Origin of the sequence: Pyxidicoccus xibeiensis, assembly GCF_024198175.1 — a bacterium.
GTDB lineage: Bacteria > Myxococcota > Myxococcia > Myxococcales > Myxococcaceae > Myxococcus > Myxococcus xibeiensis.
The window spans coordinates 332,768-350,698 of the sequence record NZ_JAJVKV010000008.1 but is presented as its reverse complement, the minus strand read 5'-3'; the positions used below and the strand labels follow the sequence as shown (position 1 = coordinate 350,698).

Annotated in this window: 13 protein-coding genes; 3 read left to right on the top strand and 10 right to left on the bottom strand. The window is 70.0% G+C overall.

The window, feature by feature from the left end; all coding sequences use genetic code 11:
* The first annotated feature begins 104 nt into the window (after positions 1–104).
* A complete protein-coding gene (locus LXT23_RS32565; RefSeq protein ID WP_253984268.1) occupies positions 105–2,978 on the top strand; it encodes a PQQ-dependent sugar dehydrogenase in 2,874 nt (957 codons plus the stop codon).
* Positions 2,979–3,027: 49 nt separating this feature from the next.
* Here LXT23_RS32565 and LXT23_RS32560 read toward each other — a convergent pair whose 3' ends face one another.
* Entirely contained in the window at positions 3,028–3,579 is a 552-nt protein-coding gene (locus LXT23_RS32560; protein ID WP_253984267.1) for a TetR/AcrR family transcriptional regulator, read from the bottom strand.
* Positions 3,580–3,683: 104 nt separating this feature from the next.
* Between LXT23_RS32560 and LXT23_RS32555 the strand changes: the two genes are divergently transcribed.
* Entirely contained in the window at positions 3,684–4,598 is a 915-nt protein-coding gene (locus tag LXT23_RS32555; RefSeq protein WP_253984266.1) for an NmrA family NAD(P)-binding protein, read from the top strand.
* A gap of 61 nt (positions 4,599–4,659) precedes the next feature.
* Here the strand turns inward: LXT23_RS32555 and LXT23_RS32550 are convergent, their stop codons facing one another.
* The 8 genes from LXT23_RS32550 to LXT23_RS32515 form a co-directional block, all read right to left on the bottom strand.
* A complete protein-coding gene (locus tag LXT23_RS32550; RefSeq protein ID WP_253984265.1) occupies positions 4,660–5,298 on the bottom strand; it encodes a hypothetical protein in 639 nt (212 codons plus the stop codon).
* Between the two features lie 20 nt (positions 5,299–5,318).
* Positions 5,319–6,158: an ABC transporter permease gene (locus LXT23_RS32545; protein WP_253984264.1), complete on the bottom strand. Its 840-nt coding sequence runs from the start codon at positions 6,156–6,158 to the stop codon at positions 5,319–5,321.
* Positions 6,155–6,616 (bottom strand): hypothetical protein, encoded by a 462-nt coding sequence (locus LXT23_RS32540; protein WP_253984263.1) that lies wholly within the window; start codon positions 6,614–6,616, stop codon positions 6,155–6,157. Before LXT23_RS32540 ends, LXT23_RS32545 begins: the two co-directional genes overlap by 4 nt.
* Positions 6,597–7,481: an ABC transporter ATP-binding protein gene (locus LXT23_RS32535; RefSeq protein ID WP_253984262.1), complete on the bottom strand. Its 885-nt coding sequence runs from the start codon at positions 7,479–7,481 to the stop codon at positions 6,597–6,599. The genes LXT23_RS32540 and LXT23_RS32535 overlap by 20 nt, the downstream gene beginning before the upstream one ends.
* Complete coding sequence (gene nosD, locus LXT23_RS32530; protein WP_253984261.1) at positions 7,471–8,799, bottom strand: nitrous oxide reductase family maturation protein NosD; 1,329 nt, start codon at positions 8,797–8,799, stop codon at positions 7,471–7,473. The genes LXT23_RS32535 and nosD overlap by 11 nt, the downstream gene beginning before the upstream one ends.
* An 11-nt stretch (positions 8,800–8,810) precedes the next feature.
* On the bottom strand, positions 8,811–10,790 hold the full coding sequence (gene nosZ / locus LXT23_RS32525; RefSeq protein ID WP_253984260.1) for a Sec-dependent nitrous-oxide reductase: 1,980 nt from the start codon (positions 10,788–10,790) through the stop codon (positions 8,811–8,813).
* An 85-nt stretch (positions 10,791–10,875) separates the two neighbouring features.
* The gene (locus LXT23_RS32520) at positions 10,876–11,316 is read right to left on the bottom strand and encodes a c-type cytochrome (protein WP_253984259.1); all 441 of its coding nucleotides are present in this window, start codon (positions 11,314–11,316) and stop codon (positions 10,876–10,878) included.
* A 107-nt stretch (positions 11,317–11,423) separates the two neighbouring features.
* On the bottom strand, positions 11,424–12,632 hold the full coding sequence (locus LXT23_RS32515) for a hypothetical protein (RefSeq protein ID WP_253984258.1): 1,209 nt from the start codon (positions 12,630–12,632) through the stop codon (positions 11,424–11,426).
* A gap of 195 nt (positions 12,633–12,827) precedes the next feature.
* Between LXT23_RS32515 and LXT23_RS32510 the strand changes: the two genes are divergently transcribed.
* Positions 12,828–15,092, top strand: coding sequence for a nitric-oxide reductase large subunit (locus LXT23_RS32510; protein WP_253984257.1), 2,265 nt, complete (start codon positions 12,828–12,830; stop codon positions 15,090–15,092).
* A gap of 10 nt (positions 15,093–15,102) precedes the next feature.
* Here LXT23_RS32510 and LXT23_RS32505 read toward each other — a convergent pair whose 3' ends face one another.
* Positions 15,103–17,742, bottom strand: coding sequence for a hypothetical protein (locus LXT23_RS32505; RefSeq protein WP_253984256.1), 2,640 nt, complete (start codon positions 17,740–17,742; stop codon positions 15,103–15,105).
* Positions 17,743–17,931: the final 189 nt, after the last annotated feature.

Here is a 17,931-nt window from a genome sequence, read left to right as displayed (position 1 = left end):
GAGAAGCAGCGATGCAGTCACAGGTGAGAACGAGTGTACGAGCGTGGTGCCCCAGACCGCTCTTCGTCGTGTGCGCAGTCAGCTCCCTCGTCGTGGGCTGCTCGATGCCGTCGACGCCGGAGCCCGCGGAGCTCGCAGTCTCCCGCGCGGGCGCGGTCGTTCAAGACGCCAACTTCGCCGACTCCGTCTTCGTCAGTGGCCTCCAGGGGCCCACCACCATGACCTTCGCGCCCGACGGGCGCCTGTTCGTCTCGGAGAAGAACGGCTCGCTCCGCATCGTCGAGAACGGCCGGCTCCTGCCGACTCCGTTCGTGACGCTCGCCGTGGACAATGACAACGAGCGTGGGCTGATGGGCGTCGCGTTCGACCCCAACTTCGCCAGCAACCATTATCTGTATGTCTATTACACGTCGATCGACGGCAGCATTCACAATCGGGTCAGCCGCTTCACCGCCAATGGCAATGTGGCGGTTCCCGGAAGCGAGCTGGTGCTCGCCGACCTTCCGACGCTCGACGCCGCCAACCACAACGGCGGCGCGGTTCGCTTCGGACTCGACGGCAAGCTCTACGTTTCGGCCGGCGACAACGCGGTCTCCTCCAACTCGCAGAGCCTGAACACGCCACTCGGAAAGCTGCTGCGCTTCAACCCGGACGGCAGCATTCCCACGGACAATCCGTTCTACGCGACCGCCACCGGGCTCGCCAAGGCGACCTGGGCGATGGGGCTGCGCAACCCCTTCACCTTCGACGTCCAGCCCGGCACGGGGACCCTGTTCATCAACGACGTGGGAGAAGGCGGCTGGGAGGAGATCAACCGCGGCCAGGCCGGTGCCAACTACGGCTGGCCAATGACTGAAGGCTATTTCACGAACCGCCCGGGGCTCACGCAGCCGTTCTTCGCGTACCCGCATGGCTCCGGCACGGCTGCCGGCAACTGCATCGCCGGCGGTGCCTTCTACAACCCACCGATTCCCGCGTTTCCCAGCGCGTACGTCGGTCAATACTTCTACGCGGACTACACCAACAATTGGATCTCACGCATCGACCCGAGCTCCGGCGCAACCTCGCTGTTCGCGACGGCCGCCCCGGGGCCCGTGGACCTCGATGTGGGGCCCGACGGCGCGCTCTACTATCTGGCGCGCGGCGCGGGCCAGGTGGGTCGCATCGCCTACACGGCTTCACTGCCGCCGAGCATCGCGCAGCAACCGGCGAGCACGTTGGTCTCGGTCGGCACTCCGGCGACCTTCACCGTGTCCGCGAGCGGCGAGCCGCCCCTCACCTATCGGTGGCAGCGGAACGGCGTGGACATCGCTGGCGCAACCTCGCCGAGCTACGTGCTGAACGCCGCGCAGCTCGCCGACAGCGGCGCGCGCTTCCGAGTGGTCGTGACCAACGGGCTGGGCTCGACCACCAGCGCCGAGGCGGTGCTGACGGTGACGTCCAACAAACCGCCGGTGGCCACGATTGCGACGCCGGGCGCGGGCGCGACCTACACCGCGGCCACCAACCTGGTGTTCTCCGGCTCGGCCAGTGACGTGGAGGATGGCGCGCTGCCGCCGAGCTCGATGACCTGGAACATCACCTTCCATCACGACACCCACACGCATCCCGCCATGTCCGACACCACGGGCATCGCGAGCGGGAGCTGGCCCATCCCGAGCGTCGGCGAGAGCTCGGCCAACGTCTGGTATCGCTTGCGGCTCACGGTGCGCGACTCGATCGGCCTCACCCACACGACGTATCGCGACGTCCTTCCGGTCACAGTACCGCTCAGGGTGACGAGCCTGCCGAGCGGGCTGCAGGTGATGATGGATGGGCAGCCCTTCGCCGCGCCGCACGACACGACCGGCGTGGTCGGAGTCATCCGCTCGGTGGGCGTCAACTCGCCGCAGTACGCGAACGGACGATTCTGGGCGTTCTCGTCGTGGTCGGACGGCGGCGCCCAGTCGCATAACTTCACCACGCCTGGCAGCGCGGCCACCTACACGGCCACGTTCGTCGAGACCTCGGGCGGGAGCTGCTACCGGATTCAAAGCGAGCGCAGCGACAAGTGGCTCACCGTCGACACCGCCGGCAAGGTCGTCGCCGGCAGCACGACACAGGCAGGAGGGCAGATCTTCCAGCTCGTTCCGAACGGCACCCGGTACAAGCTCAAGGGCTCGGGCGACGCCTTCCTGGCAGTGGTGACCAACCAGCTCGCGATGAGCGCCAGCTTCGCCAGCGGGGAGTCGTTCACCCAGCTTCCCTGCGGGTATGGCGGGCGCAATCGCGTCGGCTTCCAGGCTTCAGCGGGGAGCGCGCCCCACTGGAAGGAGACCACGTCGGGCGGGCCCATCCAGAGCGGTGACGGCGGCAATGGCGGCGCCTGCAACCCGAACGATGCCGGCGCCTGGGAGGGCTTCTACCTCGAACCGGCAATCTGTCCGGATGGCACCACCGGCCCCGTGTGCGGCAACGGCACCGTCGAGAGCGGCGAGCAATGCGACGATGGCAACACCCAGTCGGGCGATGGCTGCGATGCGACGTGCCATACCGAGACCAGCGGCGCGGGCTGCTTCCGCATCCAGAGCGAGCGCAGCGACAAGTGGCTCACCGTCGACGGCGCTGGCAAGGTGGCCGCCATCAGCACGACGCAGACCGGTGGTGAAGTCTTCGAGCTCGTCACGAGCGGCGCGCGCTACAAGCTCAAGGGAGCGAGCGGCGCGTACCTGGCGGTGGTCGCGGACCAGCTCACCGTGAGCGCCACGCTCAACACGGCGGAGCCGTTCACCCGCTACGACTGCGGCACCTACGGCGGCCGCAATCGCTATGGCTTCGAATCGTCGACGGGCACCGCGCGCAACTGGAAGGAGGTCACCCTCGGCACTCCCATCCAGAGCGGAAATGGCGGCAACGGGGGCATCTGCAATCCCACGGACGGAGGCGCGTGGGAAGCCTTCTACCTCGAGCCCGCGACCTGCCCGGCGGCGGGACGCTGAGGACCTGAGCCTCCGCGGCGGACGCCGAGAGGAGGTACTTTCGCTGCGTTCACGGCCGGATGCCGGTGAGCGCGAGGCGCAGCACGCGGCGCGCGGCGCGCGGATCGCCTTCGTTGGCGACGGCGATCGCGTTCGCCAGCATCATCAGGTCCTCCGCTGTGGCGCGGGCGTGAATCGCGCCCACCGCTGACGCCCGCGCCACCAGCACGTTCAACACGTCGAGCAGCATGTCGGTGCAGCAGATTTCTTCGGCCGAGAGGCCATCCGGGCCGGTCAGCAGAGCCGCGGCAAGCCCGCGGTGGGTCGCCGTGTAGACCGTCAATTCCTCGAGCCAGGCCGCCAACTCGGCGGAGGAATCCTCGCCCGGTTGCGCGGCGGCCCGCGCACAGAGCTGCGCGACACCATCGCGGAATACCGCCTCCAACAGCGCCTGCCGCGACGGGAAGTGCCGGTGCAGGGTCGCCGAGCCGACCCCCGCCCGCCGCGCGATCTCCTCGAGCGACACCTGCGCGCCATCCCTGCCGACCAGCTCCGCGGCGGCCGCGACAATCCGCTCCCGGTTGCGTTGCCCGTCCGCTCGCAACGGCTTCACATGCTCCACGGCGATCTTCTCCTCACGAGAACCTTACTTGACAAACGGGGTACCCCTCCATATTTGACCACGACACTAAACGGTGGGGTCCCCCACTTATGAGAGGAGCTGCCATGAGCAGCAACGATTCCGTTCTCGTCACCGCCGCCACAGGGCGACAGGGCGGCGCCACCGCCCGGGCGCTGCTGGCCGAAGGCAGCACTTCGGTGCGCGTGATGGTGCGCAATCCGGAGGCGCCCAACGCCAGGGCCCTCGCGGCGGCTGGCGCCGAGGTGGTCGTCGGGGACCTCGACGATCCGGCGTCGTTGCGCGCCGCCTGCGCCGGGGCTCGGGCGGTCTTCTCGATGCAGTCCCCCATCGTCTCAGCCACCGGTGTCGACTACAGCAAGGAGCGCCAGCAAGGGAGGAACCTCGTCGAGGCCGCGCTTGCCGAGGGCGTCGGGACGTTCGTGCACACCGCGACGTCGGGCGTCGGAGACCACCGCAACGTCGAGGGCTGGGCGGAGGGGCGCTGGAAGTCGCACGAGGAGTATTGGGAGAACAAGCTCGCCACCTGTGACCTCGTACGCAGCGCGGGCTTCCAGCACTGGACCCTCATCCTGCCCGCCACTTTCATGGATCATCCCATGTTGGAGCCCGCCGGCTCCGTCGACGGGCGCCGGTTGACCACGGTGATCAGGATCGATCAGCCCATCGCGTTGGTCGCGCCAGAGGACATCGGCAAGGCGGCCGCGGCGGCGATCCGTGCTCCTGCGACGTTCAACGGTGTGACGCTGCAGCTCGCAGGTGACGTGCTCACGCTTCCTCAGGTCGCCGAGGTCCTCTCGCGCCTCGACGGCAAGGAGTACGTCGTCCAGTCCGGCACGGTCGACGAGGCCGTCGCGGCCGGCCTGCATCCCGGCGTGGCGCAGGGCATGACGTACATGAACGTCGCCCCGGTGCTGGCACGGCCCGAGATCGCGCGTTCCTACGGCCTTTCGCCCATGAGCTTCGACACCTGGGTGCGCCAGCGGCGCGGGATGAACTGACAGCGGGACGAACTGCTCATGGAGCTGGCGGGAACCGGCGCGGCGGCGGCCAGCCCCCCACTCACGCCGCGCGCGAGGCCCTCATCCGTCCCGCCACGAGGTGCCACACGGTGAGCCCCGCCACGCCGGTGACGAAGAGGCCCAGGTACAGGCTGCCGAGCCGCGGGAAGCTCGTGGTGGTGAAGTTGGCGATCTGCTTCGAGCCCAGCAGCGCGGGCATGAACGGCGGCACCTTCACCGGAGCCGTGGGCGCCAGGTCATGCCCGAAGACGTACAGCTTGTACGCGAAGCGCCCGAGCCCGAAGAGCGCCACGTAGTTCGTCACGACGGCGAGGTCCACCAGCGCGCGCACGTTGCCAATCGCCGCCACCCGCAGCGCCATCAAGGCCAGGGCGCCCACGGCGAACGGCAGCCAGTCCAGGTCCGACAGCGCGGCCCGGTCAATCGGTCGCATGCCGATGTAGTGGTTGAGGGTGTTGATCTCCTGGATGTGCTGCCCGTCATCGCCGCCCTCCAGCTTGTAGGCCCAGATGTCCATGAAGAGGCCAGAGGGGTACTGCGGGGCCAGCAGGTGGATCTGCCACAGGGGCGCGGTGAACGTGAGCAGCAGCGGCACCACCAGCACCGCGAGCACCATGCGGCTCGCGCCGAAGAGGGGCCGGTCGAGGAAGTCGTAGAACCTGCGCGGCGCGTGCTTCATCGCGAGCCTCCATGCACCTTTCAGACGAGGTCCCCGCGCCGGAAGCTGCGCAGCGCGAGCGCCCAGGCCCCTGCTCCCACGAGCACGGGCCAGAGCATGCCCACCGCGAAGAGCACGGTGCCGCCGAGGCGATGGGCGAGAAAGAAGCCAACGGGCCCGAGCACCCCCAGGTCCGGCGAGGCCCCCGACAGCAGCGCCATGCGCGCGGCCTGCACCGGGTTGAGCGCGGCCAGCAGGAACACCGTCTGGGGGTTGAGCCGCCACTGGAGCATCAGCCCCACGAGGCCGAAGTCGATGAGCGCCACGCCCAGGGCCCACAGCAGCAGCAGCCAGATCATCGCGCGGGCCTGGCTGCGCACCAGCGTGCTCACGGCCATGCCCAGCCCCACGAAGGCCGCCAGCAGCGCCGCGCTCACGCCCATCGCACGCGCCAGGAACCCCCACGGCACCACCTGTCCGAAGGCCAGACTGCCCACGACGGCCATGCCCACCATCAGCACCACGAGCGGCACCACCAGCACGCCGTAGCGCACCAGCGTCACCGCCGCGAAGAAGGTGCTCCGGCGCAACGGCTGACTGAAGAACAGCTCCAGCGAGCCATCCTCGCGCGCCCGGTTCACCACCTGCCCTGTCGCGGTGAGCGCGAGCAGCGGGAGCAGCAGCACCAGCGCATGGCAGAACGACAGCAGCACCCGGCCCATGCCGGCGAACCCCAGCAGCGTGGACTCGCGCAGCCCCACCAGCACGAAGGCCCCGGCCAGCAGCGCGTAGATGACGCCGCAGAACACCAGCCAGCGCGAGCGCAGCACCTCCGCCAGGTCCAACCGCGCCACCGCGAGCAGCTCTCGTCCGAGCGTCATCGCCGCCCCTCCTCGCCGTGGCGGCCATGCAGCTTCGCGAGCACCTCGGCCAGAGGCATCACCCCCGGCGTCCCCACCTCCACGGCGCCCAGCCCGTAGCCCATGGGCGTGGGGCTCGCGGGCACGAAGCCCGTCCGCTCGCGCGGCAGCCACCGCGCCTCGCGGGAGTGGTGGAACCACGCGGCATGCACGTCCAGGGGCCTTTCGGCCTCGTAGCGCAGCAGGCAGCCCGGGTCATCGAAGTGGAGCACCCGCCCATCCGCGAGCTGGAGCTGCGCGGCGAAGGAGGGCTCCCCCACGTGCATGCGGCAGTGCGCGCAGGCCTCGCGGTCCCACAGCACCTCCACGGGCCCGTCAGGCAACCGCTCCGTCCACGCGAGCGCGGCGCCCAGGCCGCCCACCATCACCAGCACGCCCACCAGGGGCGCCAGCCACTTCCTAACGACGCTCGCTGCCACGAGGCACCTCCACCGTCTCCAGGTCGCGCACGAGCAGGTTTTGCAGCCCGGCCCCCAGCTCGCGCGTCACCTCCGGAAGCAGTTGCAACTTCTCTGCCTGGGACACGGTGCGCACCCACCAGCCCTGGAGGCCCGTGCGGAAGCCTCGCGCCTCCAGCCACGCGCCCCCATCGGCCGAGCCGACGGACACCTCCACCACGCTGACGCCCCGGCCCGCGAGGAAGTCCGCCGCGGCGCCGTCATACGCCACGCGGCCGTCTTCCAAGGCGACGACATGCTCTGCCAGGTGCCGCAGCTCCTCCAGCCGGTGCGAGCACAGCAGGAGCGTGGTGCCCGGCGCCACCTCCTCGCACAGCCGGAAGAAGTGCTCGCGCGCCCGCGCATCGAGGCTCGCGGTGGGCTCGTCCAGGACGAGCAGCGACGCCTCCGAGGCCAGCGCCAGGGCAATCAGCAGCTTCTGCTTCATGCCTCCGGACAGCGCGCGGAAGGGCCGGGCGCGCACGCTTTGCACGTCCAGTTCCAGGCGCGCGGCCACGTGCGCGACGGCTTCCGCGGACAGCCCGCGCGTGAGGGTCACCATGCCGATGATGTCCTCCACCGGCGCGGCGAGCTGCGGCGCCACCTGCGGCACGTAGGCGAGCCGGCGCGCGACCTCCACCCTGTCCGCGAAGGGCGAGCGCCCGTCCAGCAGCACCTTCCCGTCGCATGCCACCAGCCCCAGCAGGGAGCGGATGAGGGTGGACTTGCCGCTGCCGTTGGGGCCGATGAGCGCCACGCGCCGGCCGGCGGGCACCGAGAGGGACACCCCGCGCAGCACCTCCGTGCGCCCGAAGTGCTTGCGGACCTGCTCCAGCTCAACGCGCATCGGCGTTCTCCTCGAGGTTCAGGGCAGACATCCGGGGCGCCGCGTCGCGCAGCACCGGGCGGGGCGCGAACAGGGGCAGCAGCTCGCCCGCCGCGCGGAGGAGCCCGAGCGTGGGCGAGCCCCGGAAGAAGGACAGGTCCGGGTAGCGGGCCACCAGGTCGCTCGACAGGCTGCGCAGCTCGTAGGGCACGTCACCCACGCCGTCGCCGTCCAGGTCGTAGCCCGCGTAGTCATCGAAGTCGTTGCCGTGCCACGCCACCCCGAGCGCGTCGCCGCCGCCCTCCACCTGCACGGGGGCATGGTTGTCCCGGAAGCTGTTGGCGCGGAAGCTGTTGCGCTGCTCGCTGCTGTGGAAGATGACGCCCACGTCCCCGAGCCGGAAGACGTTGCGCTCGAAGAGGTTCGAGTCCTCCGCCTGCAGCGGCGAGGTGTCCAGGTACAGGCCCACCGTGTTGCGGACGAAGCGGTTGTCGAGCACGGTGATGTTGCCGCTCTCCTTCAGCCCCAGGCCCATGCCGGCCGCCCCCGTGGCATCCGCGAGCACGTTGCGGCGCAGGGTGATGTTGCGGCTGTACATGACGAAGATGCCCACCTCGTTGCCGACGTAGTGGTTGTCCTCCACCACGTTGTCGTGGCTGTACATGAAGTGGGTGCCGTAGCGGCCGGCGGTCACCGTGTTGCGGCGCAGCTGATTGCGGCTGGAGTACCAGACGACGACGTCGCGGCTGTCCTCGACGCGGTTGTCCTCCACCACGGAGTCGCGCGTCTCCCAGAGCCGGATGCCGTCGCCCCGCATGCCCAGCGCGGCGCCCCCGGTGCCCACCACGTGATTGCCCCGGAGGATGGCGCCGTGGGCCTTCTCCACGAGAATCCCGAAGACGGAGTTGCGCACGGTGAGGCCCTCCACCGCCGTCCGGTCCCCCCGGACGAGCACCGCGGCATCCAGCGTGTCGAAGCGGCCCCCACTGCCATCGACCGTGAGGCCCAGCACCCGCGCGCCCTCCCCCTCCAGCCTTACGGTGGTGCCGTCCCCTGACGAGCGCACCACCGTGTCACGGTGCCCCCACACCGTGACGCCCGCCGGGATTCGCAGGGGCCCGCTGAAGTCCCCAGAACCGAGGCACAGCGACGCTCCGGCGCGCGCGGCGTCCAGCATCGGCTGGAGCGAACTTCCCGCCTCCACCTCCCGGCACCCCTCCGGCCGCGCGGGCGCGGAAGGGGCTGACCCGGCGGCCACCGGCGCCTCCCCCGGACGGGCGCAGCCCGCGAGCACGAGGCCACCGAGGAGCAGACCGACAGAGAGGGGCGAGCGAGGCATGGCGCGTGCTCCTACTTCGGCTCGACGAGGAAGTAGCCTGCCATCTCCAGGTGCAGCGCCGAGCAGAACTCGGTGCAGTACATGGGGTAGACGCCCGGCTTGTCCGCCACGAAGGTGACGTTGGCGTGCTTGCCCGGCTCCAGGCTCACGTGGATGTTCTGCGAGCCGACGGTGAAGCCGTGCGTGGCGTCCTTGGCCTGCTCGATGTTGGTGATGTGCAGGTGCACGGTGTCGCCCTGCTTCACGCGGATGATGTCCGGGGTGAAGTGGCTGCGCACCGCCGTCATGTAGACGTGCACCCCGTCCGGCTTGCGCTCAATCCGCTCCTTGCCGCCCTCCACCGCGAACGGGTCCTTCTCGTGGGTGAGCGCGTTCATGCCCGCCGGCTTGTAGATTTCGACGGGCTTTATCTTGTCCGCCTTGATCATCTGCGCGTAGTGCGGCTCGCCGAGCGGAATGGGCGCGTCGTAGAGCATCTGCATCTTCGGGCCCACCGGGTCGATGAGCTGGAAGTTCTGCGGCAGCAGCGGGCCCACCGGCGCGAAGCGGTCGATGGCCCACTTGTTCATCGCGACGAGGAACCGGCCGTCCGGACTGACGGTGTCGCCCTCGGCCGCCACGAGGTGGCCGATGTTGTAGTGCGTGGAGAGCTTGTCCACGAGCTTCAGGTCCTTGAGCGACCACTTGGCGACCTTCGACTCGATGAAGACCGAGGTGTACGCGAAGCCCTCGTTGTCGAACTGGGTGTGCAGGGGCCCGAGCCCGATTTCACACTGCCCGCGGATGGCCTCCTGGAACGGGAGGATGGGCACGCCATACGGGTCCTTGCCCACGAAGGTGTTCGCCGCGATGAGGGCCTTTATCTTCTCGAAGCTGAAGACGGTGGCGTGCGTGTCCAGCTTGCCACCGACGACGATGTCCTTCCCGTCCGGCGTCACGTCCACGCCGTGCGGGCTCTTGGGCTCGGGCACGAAGTGGAGCAGGCCCTCGGCTACCGCCGTCTCCAGCGCAATGACGCGCATGCCGGCAATCACCTTCGTCCTGCCCGCCTTCACCACCTGCTCCGCCTTCTTCCAGTTGATGACGTGCAGGTAGTCCATGTCGTTCTGCGACACGCCGGACTCGAGCGGAGGGTTGCCCTCCAGGTTTCCACCGTAGGCGCGCTCGGTGTTGATGGAGTTGATGAAGACGTAGCCGTCACTCACCAGCTTCCCGGCGTCCGCCAGGTCCTGCATGTACGGCGGCAGCTCCATCGCCCAGGACTCCTCGGGGACGATGCGGCCCCGGGCGCGGTCGAACTTCCAGAAGATGGTGGCGCCCCGGTACTCGTCGTTGAACTTCGTCACGTCCGCGTACCTGCCGCCCAGGGGCGCGGGGTACTGGCTCGTCTCGATGACGTAGTCGGTGTCGGGCGTGACGAAGGTGGAGCCGTGCTCGCTCTCGATCAGCTCGCTGGCGACAATCTGCGTGGTGGCGAAGTCCCTGAGCGAGACGACGGCGACGCGCGGGTTGGCCTTGTCGTTGACGAAGAGGTACTGGCCGTCGTACTCGCCCGCGCTCTCGGAGAGCGCCGGGTGGTGCATGTCACCCCAGGTGAGCATCTTCCCGTCGCGGCTGCCCTGCTTGAGCAGCTCCATCGTCTGGTCCCCATACCCGTAGCCCTGCCACGGCTCGGGCGTGAAGACGCCGATGTATTTGAGGATGCGCATGCTCGGCACCCCGATGACGATGAGGTTGCCGCCGTGGCCTCCCGAGGCGAAGAGGTAGTACTCGTCGTGCTTGCCCGAGGGCGTGTACGTCTTCAGCGCGGCGACGACGTCCGCCTCGTTGAGCCCGCGCTTCTGCATCAGCTCCGCCAGCGAGCTGCCGCCCCCGAGCGCCGAGGCCCCGGCGGTCGCGGCGCCTTCCGGGCCCGTTTCACGGGTGCACGCGAGCGCCAGGGGTAGCAACGCCGACGCGGCCCATCTCCACCACTTCCTGCCTGATGTCATGACAGTCCTCTCCTGTTCACCGCCGCCCGGGAGAGGGCCGCGGCACCGTGCGTACGTCGAAGCCGTGTCTTCGGGAGCGGGGCGCCTACTTCGCCTCTGCGAGGGTGCGGATGTGCTGGCGCAGGCCCTTCAGCACGGGCTTGTCCGCCAGGTCCGGGTTGGGCGGCATCGCGGGGCTGCGGCCCACCGCACCGCCGCCGTAGGCGATGATTCGCTCGAGGTGCTCGTCACTCACCTGCCCCTGCCAGGCCTTGTCCTGGAGGTTGCGCGGTGGCGGCGTGAGGCCGGCGGACGCGGGGCCGTCCCCTGCCCCTCGCGGGCCGTGGCACGGGGTGCAGCGGTTGGCGAAGACGCTCTCGGCCTCCGCGAGGACGGCCGGCGTCACCTCCGCGCCTCCGGCCGCGAGGGCCTGCACCGAGGGCGCGCTCGCGGCCGGCGCCTCCTGCTTCTCCGTGCACCCCGCCGTGAAGAGCACACCCGCGGCCAGCGCCGCGACCCACCTCGTCTTCGCGTGACTGTCATCCATGAAAGGCCTCTCCGGAAAAGGTCCGTCCCCGCCGCCACCCACTGCGAGGCCCGTGCCAGGGCGCTCGAAGGCGGCCTCTCCTGGGAGGCACCCATGAAACATGCATCTTAAGTGCAACTTTTTCGCGCCCGGCTGGTCATGAGCGCAGCGCATGCATGCTGGAGGGGCCGCGCGGCCCCGAGCGTGAAGCCGAGGCAGGCGAGCACGATGCCGCCTCCGCCCGCCGCGGCGAGCAGGAGACCGGGCCGCACCAGCGCCGGCAGCCCGAGTCCCGCGAGGCTCGTGAGCGCCAGCCCCGTGCTCATCCCCGCGAGGCCCAGGTGGTGCAGCGTGAGGGCGGGCGACAGGCTCCGGCCGAGCCTCGGCAGCACCAGCAGCAGCAGCCCGCCGGTGATGACGCCGAGCAGCACCACATGGAGGAAGAGGATGGTGGGGTGGCGCGCGCGCACCGCCCACGCGGCGAGGCCGAGCGCGCCCGCGCCCTCCATGCCCAGCTTGAGGACGAACCACACGGCCAGCCAGCGCAGGCCCCCGCGCACGGTGCGTCCGGCGCCCTCGGCGGCCCGCCAGAGGTTCCACGCCCACAGCGCGCCCGGATAGAGCAGGACGAGGGCCGCCGCGCGCGCCACGAGGCCCAGCCCCCCCGAAGCCCCGCCCTCCACCCCGAGGGGAAAGGTGAGCCACGCGAGCGGCGCCATGACGCACAGCTGCCGCCGCAGCCGCGCCTCGTCGAAGCGCGCGCCCAGGCGGGGCGCCTCGGCGACGAGCAGGCCCATGAGGCAGAAGAGGAAGAAGCCCGCGAAGCAGTGGAGGAAGGCGAACACGGCGAGCCGCCCTCCCTGCGGTCCTCCCACCTTCGCCACCATCAGCCCCACCCGCGCCAGCGCCGCGGCCACCGCGAGCACGAGGTAGACGACGCCCACGCGCAGGAAGGCCACGTCCACGCCCTGGCGGCCCCTCGCGCGGCGCCACCACAGGGCCGCGGCGGCCAGCCACACGCCCAGCGCGACGGAGGAGATGATGATGGAGGCCCGCGAATAGCCCCCTTCGAGGAAGGAGAGGAAGCTGGCGAGCGAGATGGCGGCGATGCTCCACAGCACGGCGGAGACCGCGCGCCCCCGGGCGCCGACGCGCTCGAAGGCCAGGACGAAGACGGCCAGCCCCACCCACCCGAAGTAGAGCGTGTGCGAGTGCGCGTGGAGCGCATGCGAGAAGTCCAGGCCCGCCACCCGCTGCACGAAGGCCACGCGCAGCAGGAGGCCGAGGGCCGTGGCCAGCAGGTAGAAGCCGAGGGCGAGCCGGAGGAAGCGGTTCATGCCCCTCCCCGGTGCAAGCTCCAGCCCACCTGCTCCGGCTCCCTCTAAAGATGCATTAAAAATGCATCTTTTGCGCGAACCGGACGCCGGACGCATCCCATGCAGGGCCGGGGCGGGAGTCTCCGAGGGAGCGCGGGTTGGAACGGCGGTTGCTCTACGCCCTTCCATCAAGAAGTCCCCGCTCGGAGAATTCGCATGCGCCACAAGAAACTCTGGCTCGCGCTCGCGGCCGTTTTCGTCCTCTGCTTCCTCGTCCTGGGCGCAGGAGGCGTCCACATCCAGCGCGAGAAGCCGCCCATCCCCTCGAAGGTCCTCACCACGGACGGCCGCCTCCTCTTCGACGGCGAGGCCATCCTCCGTGGGCAGAACGCGTGGCAGTCCATCGGTGGCCAGCAGGTGGGCTCGGTGTGGGGCCACGGCGCCTACACCGCGCCGGACTGGAGCGCGGACTGGCTGCACCGCGAGAGCGTCTTCCTGCTCGACACCTGGGCCCGCGCCGAGGGTGCCCCGGACTACGCGAGCGCCTCGGCCGAGCGGCAGGGGGCCCTGCGCGCGCGGCTCACGGGGATGATGCGCACCAACACCCATGACGCGAAGGCGGACACCGTCACGATAGAGCCCCTGCGCGCCGAGGCGTTCATCTCCAACGCGGCGCACTACTCGGACGTCTTCAGCAACGGCCGGCACGCCTACGCCATCCCCGCGGGCGCGCTCAGTGACCCGGCGAAGCTGGCGGACCTCAATGCCTTCTTCTGGTGGACGAGCTGGGCGGCCTCGACGAACCGGCCCGGGCAGAGCATCAGCTACACGCAGAACTGGCCGCACGAGCCCCTGGTGGGCAACGTGCCCACGCCGGGCTCCACCATGTGGAGCATCGCGTCGGTGGTGCTGCTGCTGGCCGGCATCGGCGCGCTCGTCTGGTACATGAGCCGCCGTCCCGAGGAGCCCGAGGAGGCCCCGCCCGCCAGGGACCCGTTCGCCGGCATGAAGCTCACGCCGAGCCAGCGCGCCACGGGCAAGTACTTCCTCGTGGTGGTGGCGCTCTTCCTCGCGCAGATTGTCCTGGGCATCCTCACGGCGCACTTCGGCGTGGAGGGGGATGGCTTCTACGGCATCCCGCTCGCGAAGTACCTGCCCTACGCGGTGACGCGCAGTTGGCACACACAGGTGGGCATCTTCTGGATTGCGACGGCCTGGCTGGCCACGGGCCTCTTCGTGGGACCGGCGGTGAGCGGCGTGGAGCCGAAGCACCAGAAGCTCGGCGTGAACTTCCTCTTCATCTGCCTGCTCATCATCGTGGTGGGCGCGCTCTTCGGGCAGTGGGCCTCCATCCAGCACAAGCTCGGCGAGGACACCTGGTACTGGTTCGGCCACCAGGGCTGGGAGTACGTGGACCTCGGCCGCTTCTGGCAGGCGTTCCTCTTCGTGGGGCTCTTCGTGTGGCTCTTCCTCACGGCCCGCGCCATCCTCCCCGCCCTCAAGAAGCCCACCGAGGGACGCCCGCTGACGGTGCTCTTCGTCATCTCCTCGGTGGCCATTGCCGCCTTCTACGGCGCGGGGCTGATGTACGGGCAGCGCAGCCACATGAGCATGGTGGAGTACTGGCGCTGGTGGGTGGTGCACCTGTGGGTGGAGGGCTTCTTCGAGGTGTTCGCCACGGTGGTGATGGCGTTCCTCTTCACCCGGCTGGGCGTCATCTCCGCGCGGGTGGCCACGCCGGCGGTGCTCTTCGCCACCATCATCTTCCTGGCGGGTGGCATCGTCGGCACCTTCCACCACCTGTACTTCTCGGGCTCGCCGGTGTCTGCGCTGGCGCTCGGCTCGGTGTTCAGCGCGCTGGAGGTGGTGCCGCTGGTGTTGGTGGGCCGCGAGGTGTGGAGCCACATCCGCCTCTCGCGCCTGCAGGGGTGGATGGCACAGTACCGCTGGCCCATCCTCTTCTTCATCGCGGTGGCCTTCTGGAACCTCGTGGGCGCGGGCCTCTTCGGCTTCCTCATCAACCCGCCGATTGCCCTCTACTTCATGCAGGGCCTCAACCTGACGCCGCTGCACGGCCACACCGCCCTCTTCGGCGTGTACGGCATGCTGGGCATTGCCCTGATGCTCTTCTCGCTGCGGATGATGGCGCCCGGGCAGCGGTGGAAGACGAAGCCGCTGGCCTGGGCCTTCTGGTGCATCAACGGCGGCCTGCTGGCGATGGCGGTGATGTCCCTGCTGCCCATTGGCGTGCTCCAGACGATGGCGGCCATCGAGCAGGGCACGTGGTGGGCGCGCAGCGCGGAGTTCCTCCAGACGCCGCTGATGAACACGCTGCGCTGGCTGCGCGCGCCGGGCGACACCCTCTTCGCCCTGGGCGCTGGCTGCCTGGCCTGGTTCATCCTCGGCCTGCAGACGGGCTGGTCGATTGAGCGCGCCGACGCCCCCGTGGCCGAGCCCCAGCCCCTGGGGGCCCGAGCATAGAGGGTGGGCCTCAGTAGCCCAGCTCGACGCGGAGGGCGCTCATGGGCGGGGCCATGACCTCCACCTTCGTACCGGTCGCGGGCCGAGTCCCGGCGGTGGTGCCCACCGTGATTTCATTGCGCTTGAGGGTGACGACGCTGGGGACGCCGGGGACGGCATTGGTGACGGCATAGTCGATGCGACTGAGGTAGCCGCGAGTGCCCTGGAGCGTGGTGATGCGCTGGCTGAGGAAGCGCGAGAAGCCGACGTACTGGCCTCCGGTGAAGTCGAGTGCCATGGCCGCGCTCTGCGACGCATGGCGGTTGATGACGAAGGCGTAGACCTTGCGCTGGCTCTCGACGATGCCCCCGTACACGCTGACCTCGGGCACCTTCTTCGCCGTGCAGTTCACCGGGTAGATCTTCTTCGTGCCGCCATCCTCGGTGGGCGCGCCCTCGCAGGGCCGCAGGCACGCGATGCCGGTGCACTCCAGGTCGCGGCGCTCCAGGTAGCGCGGCACGGTGAAGGTGGGCGTGCCCGCCCCGAGCGTCACCACGGACGAATCTCCAGCCGCCAGGGGCGAGGTGAACTGGAAGGCCAGCCCCGCCGCGGTCAGCGGGCCGTCATCCGGCCGGCCCTTGTCATCCGGTGTGAACAAGGCGCAGGAGTCCCTGGCCTGACGGTCCATGGTGTCGAAGGGGGGCGCGTAGTCCGTGCCGCTCGGAGGGTAGTAGCCCCCGCTGGACAGCACGTGGAGGTGGGCGGCGGAGGTCGGCTGGCCGTGCCTGGCCATGGCCAGCAGGCCTTCCGTGAGGGCCAGCGCCTGATCCAGCGTCCCGCCGGACAGGTTGCTTCCCGTCGCGCGAGACGCGCGGCTGCACCTGCCGCCAATGTCGTCGCAGTTCGTCTCGACGAAGATGTCGTCGAACCAGGCCACCACGTCGGTCGCATCGCTGGCCCAATCCGCCGCCGACTTCAATACGCCCAGCTCGATGCGCACGTGGGTGGCCCCCGCGGGGATGGCCTCGTCCGGGCGGACGGCGACGCGCCGCCAGGTGCTCGCCGGCACGGACTTGAGCTGGCGCGGCCACCAGTACCTGGCGGGGTAGACATAGGTGCCATCGGGCATCCGCCAGGAGAGCTGCACATAGGTGTTCACGGGACGCGGCGCGTAGACCTGGGTGCTCAGCACCACGTTTCGGCCGGCCTTCAGGTAGCCCTGGGCTCCCGGGTTCGTGGGCACCGTGGGGCTCACCGGAATCTCCCGGCTCGCCAGATAGTGGGAGGACTGCCCGCTGGCGGGCTTGAGCATCGTCACCTTGAGGGCCTGTCCGCTCAGCGTGGCGGGCGGAGTGGCGGCGGTGATGCTGCCCAGCGCGTTGGCGCTGGCGACCGGCCACCAGGAGGCGGGGTCTTCGTCGATGCCGTAGGTCCTGACGACGTCCGTTCTCGCGGTGCTCCAGCACTTGAGGTTCCACTCGGTGGCCGCGACGGCCTTCGGCGAGTACTTGATGAGTGACGCGGGGAGCACGTCCACCAGCTCGCGGGCGGCCCAGCGCGCCGCCATGCCGGGCGGGGCGACGTGGGCCAGGTTGGTGACGTCCGGGGCCTGCTGCGCGGTGCCGTAGTAGTGGTCGGTGATGGCGTCGTAGCAGGAGTAGCCGCCGCCGCATTGCCGGTACAGCCGCGCGGCGACCTGCTGGTCCCAGTAGGCCTGGATGGCGGCGTCCCTGCTGCCCGTCTGGTTGTTGCCGGTAACGGGGTAGGCCTGCAGGTAGATGAGCGGCTTGTCCTGGAAGGCGGTGCGCAGCTTCTCCGCGGCGGCGTCCGCGAAGCTGAAGTAGGCGTCCACCTCGGCGGTCGTCCTGGCCGACCACTGCTCGTTGCCAATCTCGAAGGCGCGCAGGCGGGCGAGGCGCCCGGCGGGCACGTTCTTGAACTGGGCGATGACCTTGTCCAGGTCCGCCAGCAGCCGGGTCCTGCGCTGGGTGCGCTTCATGGCCTCATCCGTGCCCGTCGCCGGAGGGTAGAGGTCGGCCTTGCCGCACGGGTTGCCGCCGAGCACATTGGCGTTGACCTGCCACGTCACCGTCACGCCCCGGCCGTCATCCAGCCGCTCCGCGACGAGGAGCAGGTCGCCCGGCGTCAGGGCCTGGTGCACCGCATGGCCCCCATTGGCGGCGTAGGCGTGGTGGAGCGCCGGGTCGTTGCTCGTGGGGATGGCCGCGCGGGCCGGCTCGTAGTCGTCCGCGGGGCAGCCGCCGGGGTAGCGGAGGTCCCGCGCGCCCAGGAGGCGCAGGTTGGCGAGCCCGCCATCCGGGGTGCCGCGGTCGAACCGGGAGAAGAACAGGCCCACGGCCGCGTCTTGCGAGAGCGGCGCGTGGCGTCCGCCGTCCGGCAGCGTGCCCGCGTCGTTGATGGACCGGGCGCCCCGGGGGTCCGTCCACAGGGTGTTGAGCCCCCACACCTGGGGCGCATGGTGGATGCGCCCACCCACGTCGACGGTGGCCGTCACGGCGAAGCTGCCCGTCGCCTCCTGGGAAGTGTCCTCCAGCGGTGCGTCGAAGGGGGCGGTCCCGGCCGAGACGTCCGACTCAGGAGCCGGGTGGTCCGGCTCTGGCCGCTCCACACAGCCGGTGACCAGCAGCACCAACAAGAAGGGGTATCTCACGAGGGGGTCCTCCGGCGTTCCGCACGCGGGCCCCCGCGTGCGGTCATGCAGTCAGACGAGTTGTCGTGGCTGGCCCCTGTTTCGTTGCCGAGCTGACGTCTCGACCGGAATCCAGCGACCTGGACCGCGGGCACGGTTCCTCGAAATGGTTCGGGCTCATTTCAAGGTGCCTGGATGCCCCGCAGCCCA

What these genes read in the sequence shown, in the direction of transcription:
- LXT23_RS32565 (WP_253984268.1), top strand. Translation starts at nt 105, where the DNA reads ATGCCGTCGACGCCGGAGCCCGCGGAGCTCGCAGTCTCCCGCGCGGGC.
- LXT23_RS32555 (WP_253984266.1), top strand. Translation starts at nt 3,684, where the DNA reads ATGAGCAGCAACGATTCCGTTCTCGTCACCGCCGCCACAGGGCGACAG.
- LXT23_RS32550 (WP_253984265.1), bottom strand. Translation starts at nt 5,298, where the DNA reads ATGAAGCACGCGCCGCGCAGGTTCTACGACTTCCTCGACCGGCCCCTC.
- LXT23_RS32545 (WP_253984264.1), bottom strand. Translation starts at nt 6,158, where the DNA reads ATGACGCTCGGACGAGAGCTGCTCGCGGTGGCGCGGTTGGACCTGGCG.
- LXT23_RS32535 (WP_253984262.1), bottom strand. Translation starts at nt 7,481, where the DNA reads ATGCGCGTTGAGCTGGAGCAGGTCCGCAAGCACTTCGGGCGCACGGAG.
- nosD (WP_253984261.1), bottom strand. Translation starts at nt 8,799, where the DNA reads ATGCCTCGCTCGCCCCTCTCTGTCGGTCTGCTCCTCGGTGGCCTCGTG.
- nosZ (WP_253984260.1), bottom strand. Translation starts at nt 10,790, where the DNA reads ATGACATCAGGCAGGAAGTGGTGGAGATGGGCCGCGTCGGCGTTGCTA.
- LXT23_RS32520 (WP_253984259.1), bottom strand. Translation starts at nt 11,316, where the DNA reads ATGGATGACAGTCACGCGAAGACGAGGTGGGTCGCGGCGCTGGCCGCG.
- LXT23_RS32515 (WP_253984258.1), bottom strand. Translation starts at nt 12,632, where the DNA reads ATGAACCGCTTCCTCCGGCTCGCCCTCGGCTTCTACCTGCTGGCCACG.
- LXT23_RS32510 (WP_253984257.1), top strand. Translation starts at nt 12,828, where the DNA reads ATGCGCCACAAGAAACTCTGGCTCGCGCTCGCGGCCGTTTTCGTCCTC.